This is a genomic window from Thioalkalivibrio sp. ALJ16, from assembly GCF_000377345.1.
Lineage (GTDB): Bacteria > Pseudomonadota > Gammaproteobacteria > Ectothiorhodospirales > Ectothiorhodospiraceae > Thioalkalivibrio.
This window is the reverse complement of sequence record NZ_KB898056.1, coordinates 1-23,367: the sequence shown is the minus strand read 5'-3', so window position 1 is coordinate 23,367 and position 23,367 is coordinate 1. Positions and strand designations below refer to the sequence as shown.

General features: G+C 62.7%; 28 protein-coding genes and 2 pseudogenes. 8 read left to right on the top strand and 22 right to left on the bottom strand.

Features of this window, described 5'->3' with window-relative positions; all coding sequences use genetic code 11:
- The 5 genes from D000_RS0112520 to D000_RS0112495 all read right to left on the bottom strand — a co-directional run.
- The coding region (locus D000_RS0112520) for a transposase (RefSeq protein ID WP_018873874.1) at positions 1 to 227 on the bottom strand (227 nt) is incomplete at its 3' end.
- Positions 228 to 398: 171 nt separating this feature from the next.
- A complete protein-coding gene (locus tag D000_RS0112515; RefSeq protein ID WP_018873873.1) occupies positions 399 to 620 on the bottom strand; it encodes a hypothetical protein in 222 nt (73 codons plus the stop codon).
- Positions 617 to 1,702, bottom strand: coding sequence for a hypothetical protein (locus tag D000_RS0112510; RefSeq protein WP_018873872.1), 1,086 nt, complete (start codon positions 1,700 to 1,702; stop codon positions 617 to 619). The genes D000_RS0112515 and D000_RS0112510 overlap by 4 nt, the downstream gene beginning before the upstream one ends.
- A gap of 805 nt (positions 1,703 to 2,507) precedes the next feature.
- Positions 2,508 to 4,646, bottom strand: a complete 2,139-nt coding sequence (locus tag D000_RS0112500; RefSeq protein ID WP_018873870.1) for an AAA family ATPase — start codon at positions 4,644 to 4,646, stop codon at positions 2,508 to 2,510.
- A gap of 163 nt (positions 4,647 to 4,809) precedes the next feature.
- On the bottom strand, positions 4,810 to 5,571 hold the full coding sequence (locus tag D000_RS0112495) for a zinc ribbon domain-containing protein (RefSeq protein WP_231371020.1): 762 nt from the start codon (positions 5,569 to 5,571) through the stop codon (positions 4,810 to 4,812).
- Between the two features lie 764 nt (positions 5,572 to 6,335).
- On the opposite strand from D000_RS0112495, the gene D000_RS0112485 reads away from it, so the two are divergent.
- Together D000_RS0112485 and D000_RS0112480 are read left to right on the top strand one after the other, a co-directional pair.
- A complete protein-coding gene (locus D000_RS0112485; protein WP_018873867.1) occupies positions 6,336 to 8,144 on the top strand; it encodes an AAA family ATPase in 1,809 nt (602 codons plus the stop codon).
- A 56-nt stretch (positions 8,145 to 8,200) separates the two neighbouring features.
- Positions 8,201 to 9,169 (top strand): sensor domain-containing diguanylate cyclase, encoded by a 969-nt coding sequence (locus D000_RS0112480; RefSeq protein ID WP_018873866.1) that lies wholly within the window; start codon positions 8,201 to 8,203, stop codon positions 9,167 to 9,169.
- A gap of 203 nt (positions 9,170 to 9,372) precedes the next feature.
- On the opposite strand, the pseudogene D000_RS13560 reads toward D000_RS0112480, so the two are convergent.
- The 9 genes and pseudogenes from D000_RS13560 to D000_RS0112445 form a co-directional block, all read right to left on the bottom strand.
- A pseudogene (locus tag D000_RS13560) lies at positions 9,373 to 9,807 on the bottom strand (RDD family protein); the annotation flags it as partial.
- 108 nt (positions 9,808 to 9,915) lie between these two features.
- Positions 9,916 to 9,987, bottom strand: a pseudogene (locus D000_RS14515) (zinc-ribbon domain-containing protein); the annotation flags it as partial.
- A 79-nt stretch (positions 9,988 to 10,066) separates the two neighbouring features.
- Positions 10,067 to 10,768, bottom strand: coding sequence for a YajG family lipoprotein (locus D000_RS0112470; protein ID WP_026279986.1), 702 nt, complete (start codon positions 10,766 to 10,768; stop codon positions 10,067 to 10,069).
- Between the two features lie 61 nt (positions 10,769 to 10,829).
- Positions 10,830 to 11,396, bottom strand: a complete 567-nt coding sequence (locus D000_RS14320; protein WP_026279985.1) for a hypothetical protein — start codon at positions 11,394 to 11,396, stop codon at positions 10,830 to 10,832.
- Positions 11,393 to 12,424, bottom strand: coding sequence for a YafY family protein (locus D000_RS0112460; RefSeq protein ID WP_018873862.1), 1,032 nt, complete (start codon positions 12,422 to 12,424; stop codon positions 11,393 to 11,395). The genes D000_RS14320 and D000_RS0112460 overlap by 4 nt, the downstream gene beginning before the upstream one ends.
- 163 nt (positions 12,425 to 12,587) lie before the next feature.
- On the bottom strand, positions 12,588 to 13,214 hold the full coding sequence (locus tag D000_RS0112455; protein WP_018873861.1) for an outer membrane protein: 627 nt from the start codon (positions 13,212 to 13,214) through the stop codon (positions 12,588 to 12,590).
- A gap of 130 nt (positions 13,215 to 13,344) precedes the next feature.
- Positions 13,345 to 13,668 carry a hypothetical protein gene (locus tag D000_RS14420; protein WP_018873860.1) on the bottom strand — a complete coding sequence of 108 codons (324 nt, stop codon included), beginning with the start codon at positions 13,666 to 13,668 and terminating at the stop codon, positions 13,345 to 13,347.
- Between the two features lie 32 nt (positions 13,669 to 13,700).
- On the bottom strand, positions 13,701 to 13,970 hold the full coding sequence (locus tag D000_RS14415; RefSeq protein WP_018873859.1) for a hypothetical protein: 270 nt from the start codon (positions 13,968 to 13,970) through the stop codon (positions 13,701 to 13,703).
- Positions 13,971 to 14,122: 152 nt separating this feature from the next.
- Positions 14,123 to 14,401: a hypothetical protein gene (locus tag D000_RS0112445; RefSeq protein ID WP_038047937.1), complete on the bottom strand. Its 279-nt coding sequence runs from the start codon at positions 14,399 to 14,401 to the stop codon at positions 14,123 to 14,125.
- A 142-nt stretch (positions 14,402 to 14,543) separates the two neighbouring features.
- On the opposite strand from D000_RS0112445, the gene D000_RS0112440 reads away from it, so the two are divergent.
- Positions 14,544 to 14,780, top strand: a complete 237-nt coding sequence (locus D000_RS0112440; RefSeq protein ID WP_018873857.1) for a type II toxin-antitoxin system HicB family antitoxin — start codon at positions 14,544 to 14,546, stop codon at positions 14,778 to 14,780.
- Between the two features lie 388 nt (positions 14,781 to 15,168).
- Here D000_RS0112440 and D000_RS0112435 read toward each other — a convergent pair whose 3' ends face one another.
- Both D000_RS0112435 and D000_RS0112430 read right to left on the bottom strand, forming a co-directional pair.
- The gene (locus D000_RS0112435; RefSeq protein WP_026279983.1) at positions 15,169 to 15,765 is read right to left on the bottom strand and encodes a cyclin-dependent kinase inhibitor 3 family protein; all 597 of its coding nucleotides are present in this window, start codon (positions 15,763 to 15,765) and stop codon (positions 15,169 to 15,171) included.
- Positions 15,766 to 16,704 (bottom strand): ADP-ribosylglycohydrolase family protein, encoded by a 939-nt coding sequence (locus D000_RS0112430; RefSeq protein ID WP_018873854.1) that lies wholly within the window; start codon positions 16,702 to 16,704, stop codon positions 15,766 to 15,768.
- 334 nt (positions 16,705 to 17,038) lie between these two features.
- On the opposite strand from D000_RS0112430, the gene D000_RS14315 reads away from it, so the two are divergent.
- The 4 genes from D000_RS14315 (at position 17,039) to D000_RS0112410 (ending at position 19,356) form a co-directional block, all read left to right on the top strand.
- On the top strand, positions 17,039 to 17,200 hold the full coding sequence (locus D000_RS14315) for a hypothetical protein (protein WP_018873853.1): 162 nt from the start codon (positions 17,039 to 17,041) through the stop codon (positions 17,198 to 17,200).
- Between the two features lie 153 nt (positions 17,201 to 17,353).
- Positions 17,354 to 17,557, top strand: a complete 204-nt coding sequence (locus D000_RS0112420) for a hypothetical protein (RefSeq protein ID WP_018873852.1) — start codon at positions 17,354 to 17,356, stop codon at positions 17,555 to 17,557.
- 57 nt (positions 17,558 to 17,614) lie between these two features.
- A complete protein-coding gene (locus D000_RS0112415) occupies positions 17,615 to 18,610 on the top strand; it encodes a hypothetical protein (protein ID WP_018873851.1) in 996 nt (331 codons plus the stop codon).
- On the top strand, positions 18,607 to 19,356 hold the full coding sequence (locus tag D000_RS0112410) for a DUF3320 domain-containing protein (protein WP_018873850.1): 750 nt from the start codon (positions 18,607 to 18,609) through the stop codon (positions 19,354 to 19,356). The genes D000_RS0112415 and D000_RS0112410 overlap by 4 nt, the downstream gene beginning before the upstream one ends.
- A 51-nt stretch (positions 19,357 to 19,407) precedes the next feature.
- Here the strand turns inward: D000_RS0112410 and D000_RS0112405 are convergent, their stop codons facing one another.
- The 5 genes from D000_RS0112405 to D000_RS14030 form a co-directional block, all read right to left on the bottom strand.
- Positions 19,408 to 19,740 carry an MbcA/ParS/Xre antitoxin family protein gene (locus D000_RS0112405; protein ID WP_018873849.1) on the bottom strand — a complete coding sequence of 111 codons (333 nt, stop codon included), beginning with the start codon at positions 19,738 to 19,740 and terminating at the stop codon, positions 19,408 to 19,410.
- Between the two features lie 93 nt (positions 19,741 to 19,833).
- Positions 19,834 to 20,043, bottom strand: coding sequence for an MbcA/ParS/Xre antitoxin family protein (locus D000_RS0112400; protein ID WP_018873848.1), 210 nt, complete (start codon positions 20,041 to 20,043; stop codon positions 19,834 to 19,836).
- A gap of 191 nt (positions 20,044 to 20,234) precedes the next feature.
- Complete coding sequence (locus tag D000_RS0112395) at positions 20,235 to 20,444, bottom strand: MbcA/ParS/Xre antitoxin family protein (RefSeq protein ID WP_018873847.1); 210 nt, start codon at positions 20,442 to 20,444, stop codon at positions 20,235 to 20,237.
- A gap of 73 nt (positions 20,445 to 20,517) precedes the next feature.
- The gene (locus D000_RS0112390; RefSeq protein ID WP_026279982.1) at positions 20,518 to 21,168 is read right to left on the bottom strand and encodes an SOS response-associated peptidase; all 651 of its coding nucleotides are present in this window, start codon (positions 21,166 to 21,168) and stop codon (positions 20,518 to 20,520) included.
- Between the two features lie 444 nt (positions 21,169 to 21,612).
- Positions 21,613 to 21,849 carry a type II toxin-antitoxin system Phd/YefM family antitoxin gene (locus tag D000_RS14030; protein WP_081616678.1) on the bottom strand — a complete coding sequence of 79 codons (237 nt, stop codon included), beginning with the start codon at positions 21,847 to 21,849 and terminating at the stop codon, positions 21,613 to 21,615.
- Positions 21,850 to 22,163: 314 nt separating this feature from the next.
- Between D000_RS14030 and D000_RS14410 the strand changes: the two genes are divergently transcribed.
- On the top strand, positions 22,164 to 22,319 hold the full coding sequence (locus D000_RS14410) for an integrase core domain-containing protein (RefSeq protein WP_018873844.1): 156 nt from the start codon (positions 22,164 to 22,166) through the stop codon (positions 22,317 to 22,319).
- 771 nt (positions 22,320 to 23,090) lie between these two features.
- Here D000_RS14410 and D000_RS0112380 read toward each other — a convergent pair.
- A partial coding sequence (locus D000_RS0112380; RefSeq protein ID WP_018873843.1) for an integrase core domain-containing protein occupies positions 23,091 to 23,367 on the bottom strand: 277 nt, incomplete at its 5' end.

Below are 23,367 nucleotides of genomic sequence, written 5' to 3'. Positions count from 1 at the left end.
TCCAGCGCCTTCAGGCGTGCGCGCTCGCTGTCGGACAGCGCCGAGGCATCGTCCCGCTCGCGCTCCGCGCGGCGGACCCACAGCCGCAGCGTCTCCGGCGTGCAGCCGATCTTCGGCGCAATGGACTGCATCGCCGCATGCTGCGACGAATACTCCTCCTGGTGTTCCCACACCAGCCGCACCGCCCGTTCCCGGACCTCCGGGCTATACCGTGTCATCTCACTCATCGCTCTATCCTCCCAAGGATCAGAGCCTCCGGAAAAGTCGGTACGGTTCAATCAGGAACTTAAACCAAGGATGAGACGCCACAGTGAACACGAGCCAAGCAAGCACGATCACAAGCACTAACGCTCCCAAAGCTAGTACAACGATGTTCCCCTTTTGCTGGTTCCGTCCGTTCATCGCAAGAGCCCCTGCAGCGCTTCGTCTTCTTCCCGAAGCCTGTCCTTGAGCTGCTGAAGCTCTGCTTCCGTCTCCTCAAGCTTCATCTCCAGCTCTGCACAGGAAACCTCTGCTGATCGCTCGTCTTCACTTGGGGCGTCATCCCCACAGCCAATCAAGACGAAGGCAACCCCCAACCCGCCGACCGACAAGCCCAGAATCCTGTTAAAACGTCTCATTGTTTCTCCTCGTGTTTACCTTTCGATCCCTTTTTCTCAGAATCAAATTTACTCCCCGCAGCATTGGTTGGGCCATCTGCGTCATCCCGATGACCCTCTTTAAACCAGCCCTTAATTCCCAGCACCAAAGGATGCACGACAGGCTTAATCCGATCCGCGAGTGCCTTAATATAAGGGAGCAGGATCCGTCCCAATCGCTTGGCAGGTGCTTCAAACAGAGAAGCCCCACGAACAAGCAGGCCACGCTGCAAGAACACCAGGGGAACAGAAAACGCTAGGAGTTTCAATATATTAAACGCAAGAACCAACAAGTAAAACAAGTAGTACGCTGAGTGCGATCCCGACTTGTCAATCCCTAGGGCAAGCAGTATTTCATTGGCTGCCGCAATCTTGAAGCTATCGAATATCACGTAAACGTTGATAAAAACACGAGATATCGAATTAAACGCTCCGGCTTCGATTCCACGTTCTAGAGCATAGGATCGAAAATTCGCGAATGTCACATCCGCGACAAAGAACGTAAACAAGTCTTTTGCGCTCAATAGCAATGCAAAGAGAAGATTAAGCACCAGGATCGCGGCGAAAAGGCTAAGAAAGCTAACATCCGGAGACCCTGACTCCGAACCATCAATTCCGCCTTCCCTAACGGAGGCGTAAAGCGCTTTCTTCTGAAGATGCTGCTGCTCTAGGAGAGCAAGGTCCGGGTGCGCTACCAACCGCCCCGAGATCCACCAAGCTAAAAAGAAGATAATCACGACCACGGGGAGCAAACCGTGGTTCATTTCGATCCCCTTGGAAACCGTAAGGAACGAAATACCCAGCACGATTGCCATTGCAATACTAAACAGTTGTTGCGCCACTGTCTTGGGCTGATTCAGGAACGCGTACAGGGCGCTGTCTTTCTGAATAGCGGTCTTGGCCACATTCCGCAAGGTCATCTGGCCCACCAGTATGGTGGGATAGAGAAACACGATAGAGGCAACCAACATTAGGAGCGAGAACCAGTCATTGACCCCAAATGACAAGACGCTCAAAACAAAAAAGGTGGTTGCGTAAATGGACGATTTCAGCGCTTGACTCATCGGCCGCTCCGTTGCCTATAGATATGTCCTTAAATGATCGGAACAACAGTACGCGCCAAAGACAATGAACGGCGTGTCATGGTCCCGACGCAAAACAACCCTGCTGGGCACGCCGTAGCAAACAGCCCCACCGTCCTGCTCGGTACGATCGCTGAGTTGGCAAGCGTATCCGAGACCACCATGACCGCGATTCGGTGAGATTCGCTCGCCGCCCCTCTGACCGCTACCTCGCTGGCTGTCCCCTGCCGCCTTTCCCTCGAGCGAACATGCGCTGCTTGTTGCTCCCCGTCCAACCATATCAGTCGCGACATGATGAAAGCGATCCATCGTCTTCCAAGCTGGATATCCAAAGCCGTACGAATAGCTAGAGGCCAGTGCAAACGGCAAACTCCGGAAAGTGCCGGACTGATTCCAAGTCGCAGCGGAACCCGCGTACGGCGATCGGTTCATCGGCTAGCCCCGAGCGAGCATCGACCAACTCAGCCTTGGGAGGTCTTCGAAGCGGCCCCCAGGAAGCTCTCAACTAGCGCGTACAACGACATGCATTCCTCCATGAAACCGACAAAGGCAAACAGACAGGTGACGCCGTAAACCGCGCCCATGAGTATCGCGGCAACGGCGCCATATGCGATCACCTCCCACAGAACGATCTGTGCGAGTGGGGCCCCCCTGTCTTGGCCCGTCAGGCGCTCCCGCAGTCTATGAAGCATCCGTCTTCGCCTTCGTGTCGCAACACATACGCCCAGCTTCACGCGCCCCGGATTCTGCGCACTCGTGACTTCGCACCGACTGGATGAAAGGCATCTTACGCGAAGCCCGCTCGACGCTTCGCCACACCGGGCTTCAGTGCGTGCTCGGCAAGCACAGCGTCCAAGATGGTACCGACATCCACATGTTGGCGGTTCGGCCGCGTCTGAAACCGTCTCGCAACGGTAGCCAAGTCCCCCGGGGTCAGATTGTCGAGGCCGGACAGAACGTGGCGTTGCCCAGCGGACACCTCCGACGGATCCAGGCCCAATGAGCGGAGCAGTTCGCTAAACATCGTTTTTCGCTGCTCGGCATCTAGTGCTTGCAGTTCGAGCTTGTAGTCGAAGCGTCGAAGGGCCGCGGTATCGATCGCGCGAAGGAAGTTGGTGGCGCAGATGACAATGCCGTGGAACTGCTCGATCTGGACCAGGATCTCATTGGTCTGGCTGACCTCCCAGCGTGCGCGAGCGGTCTCCCGGCTCCCGACGAGGCTGTCGGCTTCGTCGATCAGCACCACAGCACCCTCGTCCTCGGCCGAGCGGAAGAGGCGGGCGATGTTCTTTTCGGTCATGCCGACATAGGGCGACAACAGGGACGAAGCCGGTCGCTGGATCAGCGGGCGGTCGGCCTGCTCGGCCAGATGGGTGGCGAGGGCGGTCTTGCCGGTCCCCGGCACACCGTGCAGCAGGAGGCTCCCCTCCCCCGCGGCCGCCAAATGCTGCACGACCGGCTCGATCGGCTGATCCGTGTTGAGCATGCTCAGGTCGTAGCGCAGCAGATCGGATCCGCGCCGCCGAACCGGCGGCCGCCGCTGTTGCAGATGCGCCTGACGCGCAAGCTGCTCGTCCAGGAACGATTCGAGCCCTAACTGCGGATCCTCGGCATGCAGGAGGCGCGCCACGCGGAAGGCGCTCTGCACTTCGGCCGGGGTCAGCCCTTCGATCTGTGAGGCCCGCTCGATCCAGGCGTCCGAGACGGGCAAGTCGCCCCGGGTATGTTCGAGCAGGGATCGGCGCACCGAGCGAGGGGGCTGGCGCAGCTCCAGGGTGTAGTCGAACCGACGGAGATAGGCGCGATCGATCTGCCCAACATGGTTGGTAATCCAGATCGCGGGCGTTGCGTTGGCCTCGAGCATCTGGTTGGTCCAGGCCTTGCCACCGGGGCGGTCGCCACGGCTGCCGACGCGCATCCAGCCGTTACGGGCGTCGAACACATCCTCAATCTCATCAAACAGGACGACATGACCGGGCGCCCGTGCCACTACGTGCTGGCACAACTGATAGGCCCGCTGGCGACTACGCGGCTCCAGCGGGTCACCGCTATCGTCTTCAAAGTTGACCTCTACCGCGGTGAGGCCCGCCTCCGCTGCTGCGGAGCGCGCAAACTGTGTCTTGCCCGTACCCGGCTCACCGTGAATCAGGATATTGATCCCCGCGGCGCCCTGCCGGGATGCCTGACGGAGAAGCGCCGCGACGCGCGCACGCTCCTCCTCCAGATGGGTCATCGGCAGCATGCCGACCTGAGGCGCGGGCGAAGGTCGAAAATACGTCCGAAAGATCGCATCGGGCGATGCGTCGGGTGCGTCCAGCTCCAGGCCGATGCCGCGCAGCAGTTCGTACTCCATGTGCGCGGTGTCCATGCCCATCCGGACATTGGGCTGAATGAGCCCCGATCGGATCAACGTGCCATCCGCCGAGAGCGCCACACGTACATCCTGCTCCGGGTAATCGAGCGCTACGGCCATCACCTCAGTGCTGCTCATGGCGACCGCCTTGCGAGCAATGGCCACCATGCTGGACAGGTCGGTATCGATCTCGTGAAGGACGAGGAAGAGCAGCACCTGCTGCTCACAATCGGTCAGCCCCAGGCGATCACCCAGCATCCGGATATTGGTAGCGAAGCGCTCGCGCTGGGGCCTCGGGGGATGCCGGCTTACGCGCTCGAGCTGCTGCTCCAGCGCCGCGTCGATCCGTTCCGGTTCCAGCGCCTCATCGAAGTCCTCCATGTCGGGATCCATGGAGGGGTCGACCCCAAGGTCCGTCAGCGTTTCCGGCTGAAGCTCCTGGAGCAGCCAATCGCTATGGTCGCGCCGTCGCGCCGCGACCCACAGGCGCAGGGCCCACAGCAACGCTTCACCGCGCAGCGGTCGGGACTGGGAATGAAATCTGCGGGAACGCATGCGTCCGGTGCGCGGCATCTTGGATCTCCTGGTCAATCTGGAGCATCAGTATCCGCCACGGAGGCGACGGTTTTCGTCGCCTGATGATTCTTGCTGCCCGCAATACGGAGGCAGCCGACGCAAAAAAGCCCGGGGTCCTTTCAAAGCCCGGGCCATTCCATCGACAGTGATTGAGAAGGTCCTATTGGAAAGGGTTCTGCAGGCCAGCGCGAGCGTCAGTGATCGTGGCATCCATCAGCAGCCAGCTCCCGAGATAAACCGCTGCGATCACCAACCCGGGTATGAGCAGATTGGCAAACCCGTAATGGCGACGCTTGTAGAGATAGGCCGGATAGCACACCACCCACAGCAACAGAACGAGGAAGAACCAGGCGGTCGGCCCGTAGCTCCCCTTCTGGCGATTTGTCTGCATACCGGCGCTGGCAGCTTCCACCGAAGCCAGTACTGCGGTGATCAACAACGTGCCGAGGCCGATACCCATGAGGGTCGTCTCTGGGGACTGCAGCAGATTCATGTTCCCCACCCAACCCCAGATCAGCACGACCGCCAGGATCGGCACGCCCAGCAGGAAGATGCCGAGGTCAGGGGATGTCCGCACCGCACGCGACGCCGCGGTTTCAGGTGCCCCGGTGGACGTCAGATCCGACCCGCAGTGCTTGCACTTGATCGCGACCGCACGGACCGTCTCTCCGCAATATGGACAGGCCTTGGTATCCGAGGCGGCCTCCGATGCGCTTGCCTCCTCATGGGCACGTTCCGCCTCGGACGCTCTCGGTTCCGCGCCGGCCTGGATTGTCTGCGACTCGTCCCAGGGCGCCCCCGCTCCGACCGGTTTGGGCTCCTGAGCCTTCGGATCGTTGGGGTGCGCGATCCGTATCGCCTTGCTACCCGGTTCAAAGGGGTCGTCGACGAAGCTCAGGTCGTGCTCCGGATACTTATCCATGAGCTGCGCCAGCAGCCTATCCGGGTCCAGGTTCTCATTGGTCTCGAACTGAACGCGATGCTCCCCTCGAATTTTCCGTACCACTCGCATAATCGGCCCTCCCTGTATTGCCGCCTGGAGGGATCATTCTTCCGTAGCGGCGCGACGGTATTTGTCGCGTGTCCGGCTGGAGGCTAATCGAGCACGATCCGGTTTAACTCGAGACCATGCTCTCCAGATCCGAGGTACTTCACTTCACCCTGGAGTGTCACGCGCCAGCCCGAGGCCGAACGGCGCCCCAGGACCTGCAAGCGAGCGTTGAGCGGTAGATGCTCCGCATCGGCCGTCAGCGGGTTCATATGACCCGCAACAGCGAGTGACTCGAGCGCGCCATCTTGGCGTCAACTTTTGTCGCACCCCTCTGTGAAGCTGAGGCTCCCTGAACCCAGGAGTGCCCAATGCCCTTGAACCTTCGTCGTCGACCGCGCAGACACAGCATGCGATCCAGCCGTCCGTCCCCGTCGGACGACGTGCGAAACATGAGAACGCTTTGGAGCCTGCGGATCCTTGCGACGGCCCTGCCTCGGGATGCGAGTGACAACCTGACTTCATGGGCAAACAGAGGCGAGCTGAAAGGGCTTGGCATACACCTCGACGAAGAAGACGAGGATGATCATCTGGCCTTGGAGCGAGCCGTTCAGGAACGACTTCGTGCAGTCGAGGGCGATGACTCGGGGCTCCAAGACCGTTCAATCGCGCGCAACATCCGGATCCTTGCTGAACCCTTGGGCCTGCACGAAACAGAATGCGAAATCCTGGAGTTTCTCACCCTCTACACGTCCCACTACAGCTTTGAAAAGCTGTTATCCGAAGTTCGCGAATCCTGCGATCTGGCCTCGGCAGAAATCGTCGCGCTTGCCCTGAACCGGGCCACCCGTGAGATCCAGGATGCGCTCTCGCACGGCGCAACCCTGGTCCGTTCCGGTCTTGTCACGGTGTCCTCATCCAACGGGCGCGATCTCGGGTTCGACTTGCTAGACAGCCTCGCCTCCCAACTGCTCGGAACCCTGGATTCCCCGGACAGCATATTTGCGGGCTTTTTCCGTGACGCGCCCGATCCCGAGGAGAATCAACTTGCCCTGGCGCACCTCGAACCTGATATCGCACGAATCAAGACGCTACTCCTCCAGGCTGCCAGGGATGGCGTTCAGGGCGTCAACATCTTGTTGTATGGCCCCCCGGGCACGGGGAAGACCCAGATCGCGCGGCGTGTCGCCCATGAAGCCGAGCTCCACGCACGGGAGGTGAACCATGAAGACGCCCACGGCAGCCCCATGGAACCCAGCCATCGGCAACGAGCCTACCAGCTCTGCCAGTACCTGCTGCGCCGGGCCAAGGATGCCCTAATCGTCTTCGACGAAATCGAGGATGTGTTCGAGGTCAATTCAGGCACGGCGCGGTTTGGTGGCTACCCCCGCTCGCAAAACCGCGGGAAGGCCTGGACCAACCAGATGCTGGAGGATAATCCCGTTCCGGCGATCTGGATCACCAACCATTGGGATCAACTGGACCCAGCGTACCTGCGCCGTTTCGACTACGCCCTCGAGGTAGGGCACCCACCACGGTCGGTCCGACGCGCACTCCTCGCGCACGCCTGCGAAGATCTCGACGTGAGCGAGGCCTGGCTGGATCACATAGCCGGGACCGAAGCCCTGACCCCCGCCGAGATCCGCCGTGCGGCCCGAGTGGCGCGGCTCCTGCGTAATAGCCCGGATACGCCGGAATCGATCATGGCGAATCACCTGAACCAACAGGCGGAGTTTCAGGGTCGTCCGCCATTGACCACGCCTCGCGGGCTGGGTGCACTGAATTACGGTCTGGAATACCTCAATACCGACAGGCCGATCGAGGCGGTCATCCAGGACCTCGTCGCTGGTGGGCAAGGCACCCTGCTCGCGTATGGCCCGCCAGGTACAGGCAAGACAGCGCTGGCTCATCATCTTGCCGAACAGGCCGACCGTCCCCTGCGCAAGCGCACTGCCTCGGAACTCATCTCGCCGTACGTGGGGATGACCGAGAAGAACCTGGCCCAGGCTTTTCGCGAAACGCGGAAGGAAGGCGCCGTGTTGTTACTGGACGAGGCCGACAGCTTCCTCACGGATCGGTCCCAGGCCCGCCAGACCTGGGAGATGACAAAAACCAACGAACTCTTGGTCCAGATCGAGGCCTTCGACGGCATCCTCGTGTGCGCCACCAATTTCCTGGAGGCCCTGGACCCGGCCGCCCTGCGCCGCTTCGATCACAAGCTGGAATTGCGGCCACTGGATCAGCAACAGCGCGCGCAACTCTTCGATCAACTTGTCACGCGACTGCAACCGACCGATGCAGCCGATCGTGCCGCACACGATACCGCTCACGCCATCGTACGCCAGCTCGACGGCCTCACCCCTGGCGACTTCGCGACGGTGGTGCGAAGCCAATCGCGCCGGAGCACGTCAGGCGAGGGCCTCACATTGCAGTCACTTGCCAACGCCCTGATCGCCGAGCATCGCATCAAGCCCGGTGCGAGCACACGGCGCGCAGGCTTCGCCTGACCAAACCCACCTCAAACACGGCGGAAAACAGGCGGCACAGGGGCAGGAGCCACCACATGGATGACATTCAAGATTCAACGCAAGCTGCCACTATTGCCGCCTTACAAGCGGAACGGGATCAACTCCTCACGCTGCTGAAAGCCCTCCCCGATATCTCGTTCGTGCTCGACGAGGACGGCCTCTACGTCAAGGTACTCGGCGGGGCCAACGAGGCCATGTACGCGAACGGCAAATCGCTGGAAGGCCATACGCTCTCGAATGCTCTGCCTCCAGCAGTCGCAGAGACGTGTCTGACTCACGTGAGGAAAGCCCTCCGCACTGGCGAAATGCAAACGATGGAGTATCAGCTTCGGGTAGCCGATGTGTCATTGCTGCCTTCATCCATTCGGGATTGCGATCAACACCAAACCGAGCAGTGGTTCGAGGGGCGAGCCCTGCCGCTGCCCAGCTACAACCACCCGAAGCCTGTGGTGCTTTGGGTCGCCATCAACGTCACGCCGCGCAAACAACTCGAGCGCTACTGGCGCGAGGCCGCCTACAGCGATCCTCTGACCGGTATCGCCAATCGGCGGGCCATCTTCGAGCAGGCCGAACATGAAATCGAACGGGCTCACCGCCACCACCGCCCCCTTTCGCTACTCGTCCTGGACATCGATCACTTCAAGACGATTAACACTCAGTACGGTCACGCCCAAGGGGACGAGGCCCTGCGCCAGTTCACACAGGGGTGTGTCGACCTGTTGCGCGATACCGACTTCATGGGGCGCATCGGCGGCGAAGAATTCGTGGTACTCCTGCCGGAAACCGATCGGGTGGGCGCTGAACACCTCGGTGCGCGCGTCGTCGAGGCAATACCAACCCTCGACGTTCCCGGGATGAATCACGGGCACAGGATGACCGTATCGATCGGAGCCGCGACTCTGCTCGAACACGAAGGGTTTGAGGAACTTCTCCGTCGGGCTGACGACGCTCTATCCTCAGCGAAACGTTCAGGTCGAAACCGACTACGGCTAGGTGAGCGCTAACGTGTAGCGCCGGCGCGACTGGTACAGCCAGCACCGCCAAGGACACCCATGGGCTTGGGCCAACTTCAGCAGAAACGCCTCCTTAAGGTAGCGATGCGTGAACAGCTCACGCCCACACTAGGACATTGGTGCGACCAAAGCGGTCGCACGGCGCAGGCCATGCTGTGGGGCTCGATGAACGGAGCGTATCGAGGCGGCTGGACTCACCGGCGCAACACAAGCGTTGAGGCGATCAGGTCGTGCAGGCCCTGCTTGCGGCGGGTGAAGGCCACCATCAGGAAGCCGATAAATAGGATCAGTGCCGACAGGATCTTGGACCAGTAGCGGGCATTCGCTCGGCCAAACCCAATCCGGTTGCCTTCGGCGTCCGTCACACGAAGGCCCAACATCCGTTTGCCGGGGGTCGCCTGCCAGCCGGAGGATTCAAAAACCGTCCAATACAGCCACGCGATCAAAATACCGAGAATGTGCCCAAGCCCTTCCGCACTCGCTTCGATCTCCGTCCCTGTCGCAGAACCTATCATCATGAGCCCGTACAGGAACCCGATGGGCAAGACGATGAACAACGTCACGATCAAGGAGAGGACGTAGTCGATCACCCATGCGAGCACGCGATACCAGAAACCCGCGTATCGAAGCTCCCCGGCATCACTGACCCCAGGATCCGGAACACCCGCCCCTCCCGTGTAGCTCGCTGATGAAACGGCCTGTTCATTGGTTGCAGACGATCCCCCACTGGCGAGCGGCGCACCACACTTTCCGCAGTACCGCGCGCCTTCGGCAGCCTGCGCCCCACATTGGGTGCAAAACACATCCATGTTCCGTTCTCCCTGTTTGATTCGCCCGAAGCACCGCTGTCGAGCCTCCGCAGGACTCCGGACCGTCCGGACCCGCGAGTCAGTCCACCAGATGCAGTACGCGCTCGCGGTACTCCTCTTCCGTAATCACACCGCGGTCTCGAAGCCGTCGGAGGGCTTCGATATCCGCTTCCAATTCGCTGGATGGCTGAGCCTCGGCGGGACCGTCGGCGATGGCCTGGTGCAGACGCTCGTCGTCCAGGGCCTCGTCAATCGTCTCCCAGAGGGTCCGCGTGAGGATCTCTTCGAGCTTCTCGATGGATGCGAAGACGCCGCCCCCGGCACCGCCCTCGACGTTGCTCGAGCGCACTGAATTCTCGTAGGCGACCTGGCTCGAGCCCTGTTCGATCAGAGCGACATCCAGTCTCGAATGCGCCTCGCGCCGCATCACCTGGTTCGAATCCAGTTGCTCGATATCAACCTCGAGAATGAACTCCCCCTCGCCTTCCTGCGCCAGCATGCCGCGCTGTTCCAGCCCCGTAATGAACTGTTCGCGGACCACCTCGAAGACCGGCTCCTTGGTCTCGAGCGTCTGCAATGGATTTCCGAAACCGCCCCGAATGGCCCCCAGCCAGTTCGCGCCGTGCTGGCGACTGTCGGTAACAGACCCCATCTCCACATTTGCCTTGCCGGCCACAGCCGCATCGCGGCTCGAGGCCGGATCCAACGTGACCGGTGTAGTCGTACACCCGGCCAGAAGCAGCCCGCCCAACACCAACCCTGCCAGTCGTCCGATGATCACCTTTTCTCCTTTTTAACTTGCGCGGGCCGCGCCCGCGGGTCGGCGTATGCATCGCGCCGGATCAAACAGGCGCGCTGGCTCCACGATGGATTTCGATCGCCGCGTCTTCGCGGAAAAGGTCATGACCGCGTTCGCAACAAACGCGTGTGGTCGAGACGGTGAATGCGCCATCCTGGGTTCTGCCCTCTTCCTCCAGCCACGGGGACGCCACCAACGCCTGGCACTGCACGCAACGAAGGTCTCCCGTGGTCGCTGACAGGATCTCCCTGTAGCGGCCCTGCACCTCGCCTCGAAACGCCTCAGGAAGATCCGTGGTGGCATCGCCCTGATCATCCGCGGCCTGGAGCCACAGGTGGAAAGCCCGGCGAACCCCGTCCGGCCTTGCGGCAACCACGGGCTTGGGACGCGACTGAATCCAGTCCGCCAAGTCACGCGCAGGCACGATCCATTCACAGCCTGTGGTCATCCGGCCGGTCTCCGGCCACAGGAGCCGTACGCGAGGGCCACATCGCGGAAGCTCCAGCAGGAGCTTGCCGACGGTCCAAGCCTGGACGTCCGCTTGCGTGGCGGGGCGGCGGCGACCGGAGAGTCCCAGCCACCCGTCCCGCAAAGCGCGAAGGCCCCTCACGCACGCGCCTCCGATCGGTAGGCGAGTCGGGCCGACTCCAGCTCCTGGGCAATCGCATCGCGCAGCGCTTTTGGCCCAATCACCTCTACGCCCGCACCCAACCCCAGCAGCCACCACTTGAGGCGGGCGGTATCCCGCACGGTCGCGGTTACTCTGGATGTGCCATCGGCCAGCGCCTCGATCCTCTGATCGTCCGACAAACGCGCCTCGTGGAGGTGGTAGGCCAGGGCTCCATTCACTCGAATGTCGAGCTGGATGCGCTCGCCCTCGGGGTAATCGAAGGCGCCATCCCGGATAAGTTCATCCAGGTCGAACCCATTGTCGGGATCGGACGCGGGGCGGTCCGTAAGTGTGGCCGCCTCGATGCGGTGGGCTGCCAGATGCAGCACATCCTGATGGGGCTCGATGGTCGCAAGCAGGTAGGTGACCGGCTCGCGGAACACGAGGGCCAGCGGGTGGATCCGGTGATCCTTCACGCGCCCACGCGAACGGGATCGGTAGGTGATATCCAGGCAACGGCGCTCCAGTAGGCCCTGTTGAAGGACCGGGAAAACACCCTTGGGCATTTCGGGCGGATCCAGCGGGGGGCCGTTCGAGAGAATTCGGATCCGCTCGGGCCACAGGCTCAGACCGGAGTCCTGTCCGGCGGCATCCAGCACGTCGCGCGCTTGTGCGATCTGCGGCTTCAGGCGCTCGCGGGCGGATGGCGGCAGCAGCCGCGCGGCATGGGCATCCAGGATCTGCAGGGTCAGGGCCGTCTCCGGGTCGAGCGCGGGGACGTCCTGAAGCGGCGCGTCGGACAGCCAATACCACCCGTACGGGCGGTCACGTTCATCGCGACCCAGCGGCAGAAAACCGGAAAGCGCCTCCAGGTCCCGCTCAATGGTGCGCAGCGTGGTAGACAACCCACGTGCCTGCAATCGCTCAACCAGATCCGGCGCACTCACACGACGAGGCTGCCGCGGGACCATCCCCAGCAGCAGCATCCGACGCTGCAGCGTGGCACGCATTCCGTTGCCCTGACTCATCTCCGGCTCCCTGTTCATCCGGGGCAGGCCCCTGCCCCCTGTTCAGACTGACAGGCGGCCTGCCCCAACGCAAAACCGGGAGATGACGACGACGCCACCTCCCGGGATCGGATGCCGCTCAGCGCGATCATCCCGCGAGCGCATGAACGCGCGGTTTGCCCCTTCAAAACCGGTAGCCAAGACCGAATTGCACACGAGTCGCACCGGGGTCGATCTCCAAGTCGCCATACGACTCGCTGCTGTAGGCGGTGTAGGACACCTCACCCCGCATGAACCACCCGGTATCGCGCTGCACTTCCACGCCCGCCCCGATTCGAGGGCCGCTGATACGGTCGGTATCCGAGCCGTTCACGAAGCCCGGACCGCGCACGCTGCTGCGGACTTCCGTTTGCTGGTAACCCAAAAGCCCGTAGACGAGCACGTTGTCGCTCACCAGCCCGCCGATACGCCCGGTGACTCCGTAGCTGTGACGGGCCTCGACACCCGCCGTGCCTTCGCCGTCGATCGACACCGTTGCATCCGCGTCCTCGACCAAAGCGTCGATCTCCACGCCACCGTAGACACCGCCGCTGGAGACGCCGCCGTAGCCCGCAAAAATCCCCCCAACGGCCCCGGTTCCGCTGAGACCGGACAGACTGCCCAGCCCGCTCACCGACGCATCGATGTCGTAGGATGCCCCACCCACCTGACCGCCCATGTAACCCCCGTCGAAACCGGAGGCCTGAACGGCCGTGGCGCCGAGACCCAGCATCGTGATGAGGCCGGCGGTCGTGATGATCCGTGTATGCATATCGATCTCCCTGGTCTGGTTGAATCACCCGAATGCGAGTGGGACTCAGAGACTGCAGGGGACAGGCGACCACTCCTGACGCCTGGAAACCGAGACCTGACATCGGACTTCGAACCGCACGCGAATGCCTCTATTCTCCAAACAGGCAAATCTTCATCGTTTCTCCGTCTTGGCTCGACAACGGTGCCGCCAGAACCAGGTTGGAACCGTCGGGCAGCTTTCGAATCACGGATTGCGCAACCATATCCACTGTTGCCGGCGTCACCGTGGCGTCGACCGGAAGCACCACCAGAGCCGCGGACACCGAACCATGCCGGCTCACCTCTATCGCCAGATTACTTCCTACGGCATCCATGTCGCGCTGCGCTCTGGGTGGCGGATAGTCGGCCAGCACACCCAACCCGCCACGCGCCGGAAGGACCGAGAACAGATCGGCAGAGTCGATACCCATCATCCCCGGAGTGAGCGCACGCTGAAGAAGTCTGGCTACCACTGAGGAATGCGCGCGCGGAAACCGTATGCGCTTGGCCTCTGCTCATGCCCGTCCACAAGGATCTCGGCGACTGAGCCATCCTCGTAGTCCTGTACGTGGAGGCGCAAGGCGGCATTCGTTTCACGTCCCTTCACGCCCCGCCCGTCTGGCAGGTTGCCGGGATAGCCCTCGAGGACCGCGAATGGCCCGCTTCCAGATTGCTGAACCCATAGCGTCCAACCGCCGTCACCGTGTTCCACAACCCGGCTCTCGAAATCTTTCATTCAACTTCCCTCGCGGTTATCGGTTCCAACCGCTCAGACTCCCTATCAGAACGAATTTCGCGGTGGATAGACGGCCGCTCGCGCCGGAGAGCACCCCCATCTGCAATGAGGACCCTGCGCCAGTTGAAGGGATGACCTGCAGGACGTCCCATTCAGTCGATCTGCCGCAAGATCCGGCCGTCTGTATCCCGTAGACGCGTGGGCGCCGAACCCGGTCCCTCCTCAACCGTGCCCAGGATGCGGCCGTCCGGCGCCCGGATGTAGGTGCGTCCGAACCGCTTTTCGTCGATGTATCCGGTGATACGCCCGTCGGCGTCTCGGATCATGGGCTTGCCGACATGATGGGCGTCGCCTCCCGACGGCGGCACCGTAGCGCAGCCAACAAGCGTGATCGCTGTGAGGGCAATGAGGCCCATTCGGATGGTGCTCATGGCAAAGTGATCCCGGATCGAGGTCCACATAGCGCAACGCTCTCACGCCGAGGCGTCGATTCCTGTCGCCTAACAGAGTCAGAATGGAAATCGACGATGCACCCAAGTGGCTTGCACAGCCCCGAATCATGGAGGAATCGAGATGTCCGCAAACAAGTACCCCGTTCGCATTGAGCGCGACACCACCGGGCGCTACCTGTGCACCTGCCGCGACGTGCCAGAGGCCCTCACCGACGGCGACGACCGCAGTGAAGCGAAAGCCGAGATGGCCGATGCGCTGCTGGTCGCGCTGGAGGGCTATCGACTCAATGGCCGCCCGTTGCCCTCGGCTTCTCGCCCGGAACCGGGAGAGACCATCATCAAGGTGGAATCACGCTAATCCCTAATCGCCCGGATGACGTCTCCCTCCACCCATACGAAAAGGACCCCTGGTCCCTGTCGGTATTCCCAGCGCTCCTGCACTCCGTCAGGCGTTGTAAGGCGGCGCACGCGGCGCGGCTCACCGCACAGCTCGGTCAGGTCGGAAACGGCGTCGCCGGGCGAGAACACTCGCGAGGGTCGGAAGCAGGCTGATGCGCGCCTCTGCTCCGCGCGCCGTTGTTCCCGCTCGTGCTGGTCCGGAAACCTCTGGCGATCAGCGCCCTCCATACAGGGCGCATCGGCGTACTCAACACCCTCGGCCGTTTCACACTTGAAGTAGCCGCCCGCAAGGGACGGTGCGCCTGCGAGCAGCAGCGTACATCCAGACAGGACGAGCCAGGCCCGATTCACTCAAGCCCCGCCGGCAGGGCGATCCCGGCGACCCCATTGGCGTACTGCCCCACCGACACGGTTTGCAGGTAGCGTTCCTGCGCACTCGACTCGATGGCACCGGGCCGGGCCCGACGGACGGCGGCCACTGCCGCATTCGGCCCGACACCCCGGTCGATCAGCAGGCGCGCTGCCACGGTGCCCGCGCGTCCCAGGCCGCCCTTGCAGTGCACCACCAGCCGTCCGCCCGCGTAGAGGGCTCGGTGCATCTCCGGCGCCACAGCCTGCCAGCGGTCATCCCACCGAGGATCGGGTGCGGCCATGTCCGGGATGGGCAGGTGGTACCAGGTCATGCCGGTCTCGCTGACAGCTTCGCCGAGCCCGGGAACGCCCAGTTCGTGCAACTCGTCAAGGGTTGTGAGGGTGACGACACCGGCTGCACCCCACGCCCGGATCCGCTCCAGATCGGCCTGCAGATCGCGGGCCCAGGCACCCGTCATCGCATGGACCTGCTGCTTGCCCGGGCAGAAGGTGATGCCGATGGTGCCGCCCTCCGGCAACGTAAGCGCAGCGATCTCGAGTGGGTGACTCGCACTTGTCCGAACCGTGCTCATTCAGGGGGTCTCCTGTGGTTCCATGACGCGGACACCGGATGGAGCCGCATGCGAAAGCTGCAGCAGCGCATCGCCAAGCCCGGCGATGCGGTCATGCTGGCTGATCCGAGTACGCCAGGCTTCAGGGATGCCCGACTCTCCATAAAAGGCTCCGCCGAGCTGCCCAAAGATCGCGGCAGTGGTATCGGCATCCTCACCGAGGTTGGCCGCCAGTAGCGCCCCGTCTCGAAAATCGTCGCTGCGATCGAAGGCCCACAACGCCGCCTCCAGGCTTTCGGCCACATACCCCGTACCACGAGTCCGCGGCGGATCGTTGTGCCGGAACGATCCCTGCGCAATCGCCTCGATCCGCGGTGCCAGTGTGTCCCCGGCATCGAACCCCGGCAGCTCGCGCCAGGGGCGCTCGAGAATCTCGCCTCGTTGCGCCCCGGCAAGGGCCGCCAGGATGTACCCCGTCCACAGACGGCAAGCGTCGAGGCATTCGTGGGCGGCGTGCGTCGTCCTTGAACTGGCCTGCGCCGCGGCATGGGCCTGCACCGGCGTTTCCCGATAGGCCAGAGGGATCGGAACCAGCCGCATGAGCGAACCGTTCCCCGCACTGCGGGGGTCGTCCGAGCCGCTTATCGGATCCCCCGAGCGCGCGTAGCGGGCCAGCGCCGAGCGCACCGTGTTCCCGATATCAAAGCATTCGCCGGTACTGCTCGCGTACCCCTCCCGCCACCAGCGCACATAGCGGTCCATCTGGTCGCATGCATCGAACCCGCCGCTCTCCACCAGGCTCTCGGCGAGCGCAATCGCCATGGAGGTGTCGTCGGTCCACTGCCCCGGTTGCAGCTCGAACGGGCCGCCACCCGCCATGTCGGTGATCGGGGCAAAGCTGCCGGGTGGCCGGAACTCGAGGGTGGTGCCCAGCGCATCACCGCAGGCCAGCCCCAGCATCGCACCCCGGTAACGATCTTCGAGTGTCGGCATGCACGCCTCCCACCAGATGCCATGATCCAATACCGACTGTACCCACTCTGAATGCGGCCGTGGATCGACAGTCGACCCACCCATGGATACCACACTCGGGCGTCAGAACATGTCGCCATCGGCTGCGCGCGGCCTTGTCCGTATCGTAGTCTCGATATCCAGCGCCACCGAAAGGGTCTGCGCATTGCGATCAGCGGACCATCGGATCGTCACGGCAACAACGCTGAGGCGCATCCACAGTGCGTGACGCCAGGCGGCCCATTTCAAACACAATCGCGATCGCCAAAGACAGGAGAACTCCGTGGCCCGGGAAGACGAAGGACGAGGCGAACAGCCCAGCGAAGAGGAACTGCAAAAGCGCCGGGAGGCTCTGCAGCGACGCATGGACAGCGAGGCCGCCGCCGGGTTCGAGGTCCTGTACGAACCCCAGAACACCGAACGGAAGAAAGAAGAGCACGAGTAACTCTCTTTCGTCACAGCCGGGACACAGGCCGCACCCGGCACCCGCGGCCCTCAACGACGCCTGCAATCCGACGCCGCCTCGCCACCCTTCGCTTTCGCCGCGTCACGCTGCCGAACGTCGACCGCTGTCGCTACAGACATCCAGGAGCCGATCATGGAACCGGATCCCCATACACCCGCAGATCACCTGGAACCGCTGGAGGGGCTCACCCTGCACCCCGAGTTCGTGCGGATCGACGACGGCTCCCGCGTCGTCCTGCTACGCGAAAGCGAGTTCGTACAGATGATCGCCGCGCTTCGCCAGTACGAAGCATTACGTGCGCATCTCGGTGGCGACCCGCTTGTGGATCCTGACTGAGCGGTGGCGCCTATACCGGCGGCAGTCCGCGCTCGGCTTGGGTGATAGGCTCGGCCCATGGCATTGCTGAAGGTTGGCGAAAAGGACCGCGACGGCCGGCAGAAGCGCATCGAACACACCGGGCGCTATCTGCGGGCCAGTCGTACCGGCGGGCTGTCGCTGCGGGCGCAGACGCGGGCCGCCGGCATCAACCTGACCGGCAACACCAACCACGGCGTGCGGGTGTCTACGCGTCTGGCGAAAAACACCCAGATCGCCTTCCAGAACGGTCGCTTCATCCTGCGCGGACGCTATGGCTCGGATGCAGCCAAATTCAACCTGTCGAAGTCGGGCGTCACCGTCTCCACCAAGACCCCGATCGGCTCGTTCAACTGGATCCGGCCCGGGCGCTCGTCAGCCAAAATTGCGGGGGTTCAACTGCGGGGGCACAACGCAGCCGCCATCCAGGGGATCTTTGCTCTTTTCGCCAGCGTTTACTGGCTCCTCGGTGGGGTCCTGCGACTCTTCGCGGGGCTTATTGGCGGGATCGGGCGCCTCGCCGCCGCGGCCCAGGCCCGCCGCCAGCTCGCGGAGGAGGAAGCGGCACGCCCTGAGTTTTCTTTCGAGACGGTCCGCGCACTGGGCGAGCAGGTTCTGGCCGAGCACAGGGCCGACCCTTCGACCTGGTCCGGCCGGGATCAGCTTGCGGCCCTCGCCTTTGCGTTCCTGGCCCTGGGCCGCGGACGGGCTGCACTGCCGCACCCTTCTAACGAGAGGGACTCGACTCCCGCGGCTGAGGCGGCCTTGTTCGAGGACATGCAAACCGCCAGCGAGCACTGGCGCACCTGGCTGGGACCTCTGCCGCCGGAAGACATCGAACCGGCCATGGGGATCGTGACGATCCTGGCGCGGAGCCTCGGGCAGACAGCCGATTCGGAGTGGCGCGGCGAGGTCCTGCTGGCCCTGGATGACGCCTGCCTGCGCGATGGACCCAAGACCCTGCTGCAGGAAGCGATGATCGACCTTACCGCCGAGGCCATGGGCGTAGAGCTGGTCCTGGAGGGCGAGCAATGAGCGAGACAGATCCTGGGGCCTTGGAGGCCCTGGTCCGGGCACACCAGCATTTCATCCAGCACCCGGCGTCAAATGAGACCTGTGACGCCTGGCGTGCGTATTGCCGCGACCATGATTGCGACTGGGTGACCACGTGGGATACGCAGCCCTACCGGGAAACCGAGACGCATGGTCTTGCTCTTTCGGGACATGACCGGTTCGACGACATCCCGCAGGAGGAACTCGATCGGGCTCTGTTGCGGATCGTCAACACCGAAGGGCCGGTACACCTCGTCATCCTCACCCGGCGACTGTTGGAGGCCGCAGGGTTTTCCCGGGCCGGATCCCGAATCCAGGCGCGCATCCACGAGGCTCGGGCTCGTCTGGGCGCGCAGGGTTTGATCCGACTGGACGGTGAGTTCTCCGGGCGCCCGGAACAGTTCGCGGTGCCCTGCCTGCGGGACTGGAGCAACCTGCCGGATGCGTTGCGCCAGCTCGACCACGTCCACGACTCGGAACTGATGCTGTCGCTGGTTCGTACTGTGACCGAGACCGGCACGCTCGAACGGGACACCGCCATGAACGATGCCCTGCACCGGATGGGCTTCATCCGGCTGACGGACAATGCCCGGGACCGGCTCCAGGCACCACTGGAACGCGCGCTGGAAATGGCTCTGGTTGTAAACCGAAACGGGGATCTCGAAGCCGGGCCAAAGGCCTTTCACCGGCCTCGGTCTCCTGCGGACCCGATAACGTCCCTGGGGTAATCCCAGGGTCCCAAGAGCCTCAGCAGCAACCGGGCCATTCCCGCACAGCCGCTACGCGACGGCCCGGCCTAAATAGCCCCTGATGCGCAACAGGCCCTGCAATCCCTCACGACTGACGACTTCGACCGGGGCGCAGCCATCGAACGCACGGTTGTGCGTCTTCATCCAGCGATAGGCCTTATCCCGCTCATCCGGAAACAACAGGCGCAGGTCCTTGTGGATCCCCAGGATGTGGCCCGCACGATCCAGAGCATCGCGCTCATCCGGCAGTGGCTCTCCTCCGCGATAGTGCGAAAGCGCGTCCAAGTCGCCCGGCGCATGGCCCAGCATCGCAAGGGCTTCGTCCGTTTCGAGACCCCAGTGATCAAACGCCTGCATCACCATTCGCGCCAGGGCGCTTCGGTCATGGACCGATACCTCTGAGTATGCTGAATCCGTCATGCAACCTCCGACTCCTTCTGCAGCCCTTTTCGCCTTTTACGAGAACACTCCGTGCTCGATCCGGTGCAGAACCGTTTCGACCATCTCCGCACCCTCATCCGAGTCCAGCAAATCGATCGGCGCCGCCTCAAGAACCCGGTTCCTCGCCCGCATCCAGTGTTCTGCTTTTTCCGGATCCTCAAAGATCACCGCTGCCTTCTCGCGAATACGGGCTACGCGCACCTCGATTTCGTTTTGCTCTGCCACAGATCCCTTCCCTAATGCATCTCGACGAGGGTTCCCTCAAAGGTATCACTACCCGGTGTACATGCGCTCCCAACGATCAGCCTGCCTTGGCCACCTTCCGCCAGCGCCTCAGAGCCGACGTTAGCCCGAACTTTTCGAGGCGCCACGCTCGCCATTACGGCTCCAGCCCCACCCGAGCTCACCCTCTGCCTTCACGAATACACGCCATGCTCGATCCGGCCCAGGATGGCCTCAACCCTGTCGGCGCCCTCCTCCGTCTCCAGGAGATTGATCGGGGCATCGCCGAGCACAAGGTTCTCTGTGCGCATCCAGTCATCGACGACTTTCTGGGTATCAAAAACCGATGCGGCTTTCTCGCGGATCCGGGTGATGCGCGCTTCAACTTCGCTCTGCTTGGCCATCGCTGCCACCTGCCTGAGTGCCCGTTCCGGGCTTATTCACCAAGGTAGCACTACCCCACGGCCTAACGCCCCTTCAGGCAATCGCTTCGATCAATCCGGGGTCGTCTTCGGTTGGGCGGTTCACGCGAGTCGAAACCGGGTGATAGACCAAGGCATCCGGGTTCAGACGGACGGTCGCGGCTCGGATCGCCTCACGCTCCGTCCGTTCGGGATCGAGCCAGTCCCAGCGACACTCTGCATCCAGTACCAGCGGCTTGCGGTCGTGAATGTGCGCCAGACGCTCGGATGCGGGTTCGGTGATGATCGCGCAGCAGGCGCCGCCGTCGCTTGTTGTCTCCCAGATGCCCGCCATCATCAGGATGTCCTGCGGCGCGCCCTCGGCCAGGGTGATGTAGTACGGCTGCTTGCCGTCATCGGTCTTGCGCCACTCGTACCAACCATCGGCCAGCACGATGCAGCGCCGGCGGGCGAATGCAGACCGGAAGTACGGACTTGTGGCGACCTTTTCGGCGCGGGCGTTGATCGGCCGAGGACCGTCCTCCACCCGCTTCGGCCGAAAGCCCCAGAACATCGGCTGGAAGGCAGCGGATGTTTCGTCGCCGGCGCGGAATGCTTCGAGGTCCGTGCCGGGTGCAACGTTGTACCGAGGCGTGTCAAAGGTCTCGTCGACCGGCACCTGGAAGTACCGCATGCCGAGTTCACTCGTCGCGCTATAGCGCGTCATACGTCCGCACATCACGTCGCTTCCTATCGAAAGGGCATGCCCTTTGGCATTGCCTCTTTGCATCCGACCGTCTTCCTTAATGCCGCCATTCGTTCAAACTGACCGGCACTAGGAACAGTTTTCCGTGAAGCGGAGAACATTCACCTAGGGCATTTGATCTCGTACGCAAGCGTAACCCTCACCGGCCGAGGGACTTCGCGGCTTTGGGCATCCCAAGCGTTTCCTTGACTAGACTCGCCCTTGACGGCAAGCCGTGTCCCCACCTCGCTCGCCTCAAGCATGACCGCGAGGAGGCAGCCCCATTGTCATTACTACATCAGGATGTTTGATGCCCGCCTCAACTACGAGTGCGGCTAACGCTGCCCGAGGAAGAGCGGCTCGACGACATCGTTTGGGGGGCACTGCGGCAAAACGGCAGGACAGCACTGGTGCCCGCGAAGCACGTCAGTAACGTTCGGTATCCCGCACTGTACGAACCGTATCAACGGCGGTTTCCCGCATGGCCGGCAAGCTCTGTCGCAAGTCGGCACGTGAACGAAATCTCGGGGGATCCCCGGCAGGTTGAACCACGCGCGCGACGGGCCGACCTCGACGCAGGATGCATACCTCCTCGCCCCGCTCCACTTCTTTCAGGATGCTGGACAGCTGTTCTCGCGCGTCGCTGACGTCAATCTCTTTCATGTGGCCCCAGCCCCTAGGTGTTAGGTAACGGATGATTCAATATCGCACGAGCAGGTTCCCCTGTTTCGTGCCCGGGAGTAGCTGAATACCGTGTACGGTGGCCCCACGCAGGACGAATAGCATGGCGAGTACGATCCATTCGAACGCGTGCACCACACCCCAGATCCAGCGAGCGCTGCAGAAGCGCGGCCGAGCGTGAACGATCCCGAACTGGCCCGGCGCTACGGGATTACCCGCATAACCGAGCGTAAGCGGCGCTACCGCCGGGACGTGGAAGCCGGTCCCATTGCCCGAAGCGACTGCATACCACTCTGATGATCCGGCCCAAACGGCCCCAGACCAACGGTATGGCCGAACGCTCCAACGGGCGCATCGCCGACCTGCTGTGCACCCGCCACTTCGACTCCGGTCTGCACCTGGACGACGCCCTGCGGCACTACCAGAGGCTGTACAACCATCACATCGGGTAGAAGGCGCTTGGGCATCGGACACCGGTGGAAACCCTCAAGGCCTGGCAGCATGAACGTCCCGGTTTATTTCCAATAACGTGTATATGACCACGCGAGACCTGACACTTACTCCTCCCCAACAGCAAATTGCACTCCGAAAATGCCGAGGGGATGATCGAAGCACCGAGGCATGAACCGATGGTCGTTCCGCTTGCGCACGAAGCGCTCCAGCCTTCGAAATCTCATTCCACTCCCGCGCCTAAAACGACCTGTGACATCCAAGTCCCGATCCGCTAACGTCCGCCAGTGAGCAATGCATGGAATCCCGAAGGCTCGATATCATCGTGCCCCAAGCCATCCCGTAACAGAGAGGACGCAAGGACGCGCCTTTTCCTAGCAGCGACTTTAGGCCACTAACTCATCAAGCCTATCTTGGGGCGTACCTACCCGGCACAGGAGGCGATCACATCATCCCGGGAGAGTCCCGTTGATTTCGTCTACAGACCCGTGGGCTCAGTACCGAGCCATCGAATCGCCCCCCGAGCACATCGACGGCAGGGCCCAGTTGGCCGGGTATGTACTCTTCCCAATCCCAGCCACCGCCACCGGGCAAGTCGCTCACGGGGCGGTCGTGGCGCAAGCCATCGAGCGCATACTTCATCGCTTCGGGGATCGCCTCACACTGACGTACCACGACCTTCTGCGCAGCTTGTGCGACGACATCCGGGAGCTCCACGAACGGTATGTGTCCCATGACCCACGCTGCCCCTATCACGGCTTTGGGTGTAGTGGTCAAGTGATTTCGGACACCTCGATCGGTGTTTCGGCTGTCCATTTTCGCTCGTAGGCGTTGGGCGACAGGTAGCCCAGGGTCGAGTGCCTTCGGCGCTCGTTGTAGAAGCCGACGATGTAGTCGGTGATGTCCCGGGTGGCCTCGCCGTGATTGGCATAGTCCCGTCGCCAGACGCGCTCCATCTTCAGGTTTAGGAAGAAGCGTTCGGCCACCGCATTGTCCCAGCAGTTACCCCGCCGGCTCATGCTGGCCCGGGCGCCGTGCTGCACCAGCAGA

What these genes read in the sequence shown, in the direction of transcription:
- D000_RS0112515 (WP_018873873.1), bottom strand. Translation starts at nt 620, where the DNA reads ATGAGACGTTTTAACAGGATTCTGGGCTTGTCGGTCGGCGGGTTGGGG.
- D000_RS0112510 (WP_018873872.1), bottom strand. Translation starts at nt 1,702, where the DNA reads ATGAGTCAAGCGCTGAAATCGTCCATTTACGCAACCACCTTTTTTGTT.
- D000_RS0112500 (WP_018873870.1), bottom strand. Translation starts at nt 4,646, where the DNA reads ATGCCGCGCACCGGACGCATGCGTTCCCGCAGATTTCATTCCCAGTCC.
- D000_RS0112495 (WP_231371020.1), bottom strand. Translation starts at nt 5,571, where the DNA reads ATGGATAAGTATCCGGAGCACGACCTGAGCTTCGTCGACGACCCCTTT.
- D000_RS0112480 (WP_018873866.1), top strand. Translation starts at nt 8,201, where the DNA reads ATGGATGACATTCAAGATTCAACGCAAGCTGCCACTATTGCCGCCTTA.
- D000_RS0112460 (WP_018873862.1), bottom strand. Translation starts at nt 12,424, where the DNA reads ATGAGTCAGGGCAACGGAATGCGTGCCACGCTGCAGCGTCGGATGCTG.
- D000_RS0112455 (WP_018873861.1), bottom strand. Translation starts at nt 13,214, where the DNA reads ATGCATACACGGATCATCACGACCGCCGGCCTCATCACGATGCTGGGT.
- D000_RS14420 (WP_018873860.1), bottom strand. Translation starts at nt 13,668, where the DNA reads ATGATGGGTATCGACTCTGCCGATCTGTTCTCGGTCCTTCCGGCGCGT.
- D000_RS14415 (WP_018873859.1), bottom strand. Translation starts at nt 13,970, where the DNA reads ATGAAAGATTTCGAGAGCCGGGTTGTGGAACACGGTGACGGCGGTTGG.
- D000_RS0112445 (WP_038047937.1), bottom strand. Translation starts at nt 14,401, where the DNA reads ATGAGCACCATCCGAATGGGCCTCATTGCCCTCACAGCGATCACGCTT.
- D000_RS0112440 (WP_018873857.1), top strand. Translation starts at nt 14,544, where the DNA reads ATGTCCGCAAACAAGTACCCCGTTCGCATTGAGCGCGACACCACCGGG.
- D000_RS0112435 (WP_026279983.1), bottom strand. Translation starts at nt 15,765, where the DNA reads ATGAGCACGGTTCGGACAAGTGCGAGTCACCCACTCGAGATCGCTGCG.
- D000_RS0112430 (WP_018873854.1), bottom strand. Translation starts at nt 16,704, where the DNA reads ATGCTGGGGCTGGCCTGCGGTGATGCGCTGGGCACCACCCTCGAGTTC.
- D000_RS0112420 (WP_018873852.1), top strand. Translation starts at nt 17,354, where the DNA reads ATGGAACCGGATCCCCATACACCCGCAGATCACCTGGAACCGCTGGAG.
- D000_RS0112415 (WP_018873851.1), top strand. Translation starts at nt 17,615, where the DNA reads ATGGCATTGCTGAAGGTTGGCGAAAAGGACCGCGACGGCCGGCAGAAG.
- D000_RS0112410 (WP_018873850.1), top strand. Translation starts at nt 18,607, where the DNA reads ATGAGCGAGACAGATCCTGGGGCCTTGGAGGCCCTGGTCCGGGCACAC.
- D000_RS0112405 (WP_018873849.1), bottom strand. Translation starts at nt 19,740, where the DNA reads ATGGTGATGCAGGCGTTTGATCACTGGGGTCTCGAAACGGACGAAGCC.
- D000_RS0112395 (WP_018873847.1), bottom strand. Translation starts at nt 20,444, where the DNA reads ATGGCCAAGCAGAGCGAAGTTGAAGCGCGCATCACCCGGATCCGCGAG.
- D000_RS0112390 (WP_026279982.1), bottom strand. Translation starts at nt 21,168, where the DNA reads ATGACGCGCTATAGCGCGACGAGTGAACTCGGCATGCGGTACTTCCAG.
- D000_RS14030 (WP_081616678.1), bottom strand. Translation starts at nt 21,849, where the DNA reads ATGAAAGAGATTGACGTCAGCGACGCGCGAGAACAGCTGTCCAGCATC.
- D000_RS14410 (WP_018873844.1), top strand. Translation starts at nt 22,164, where the DNA reads ATGATCCGGCCCAAACGGCCCCAGACCAACGGTATGGCCGAACGCTCC.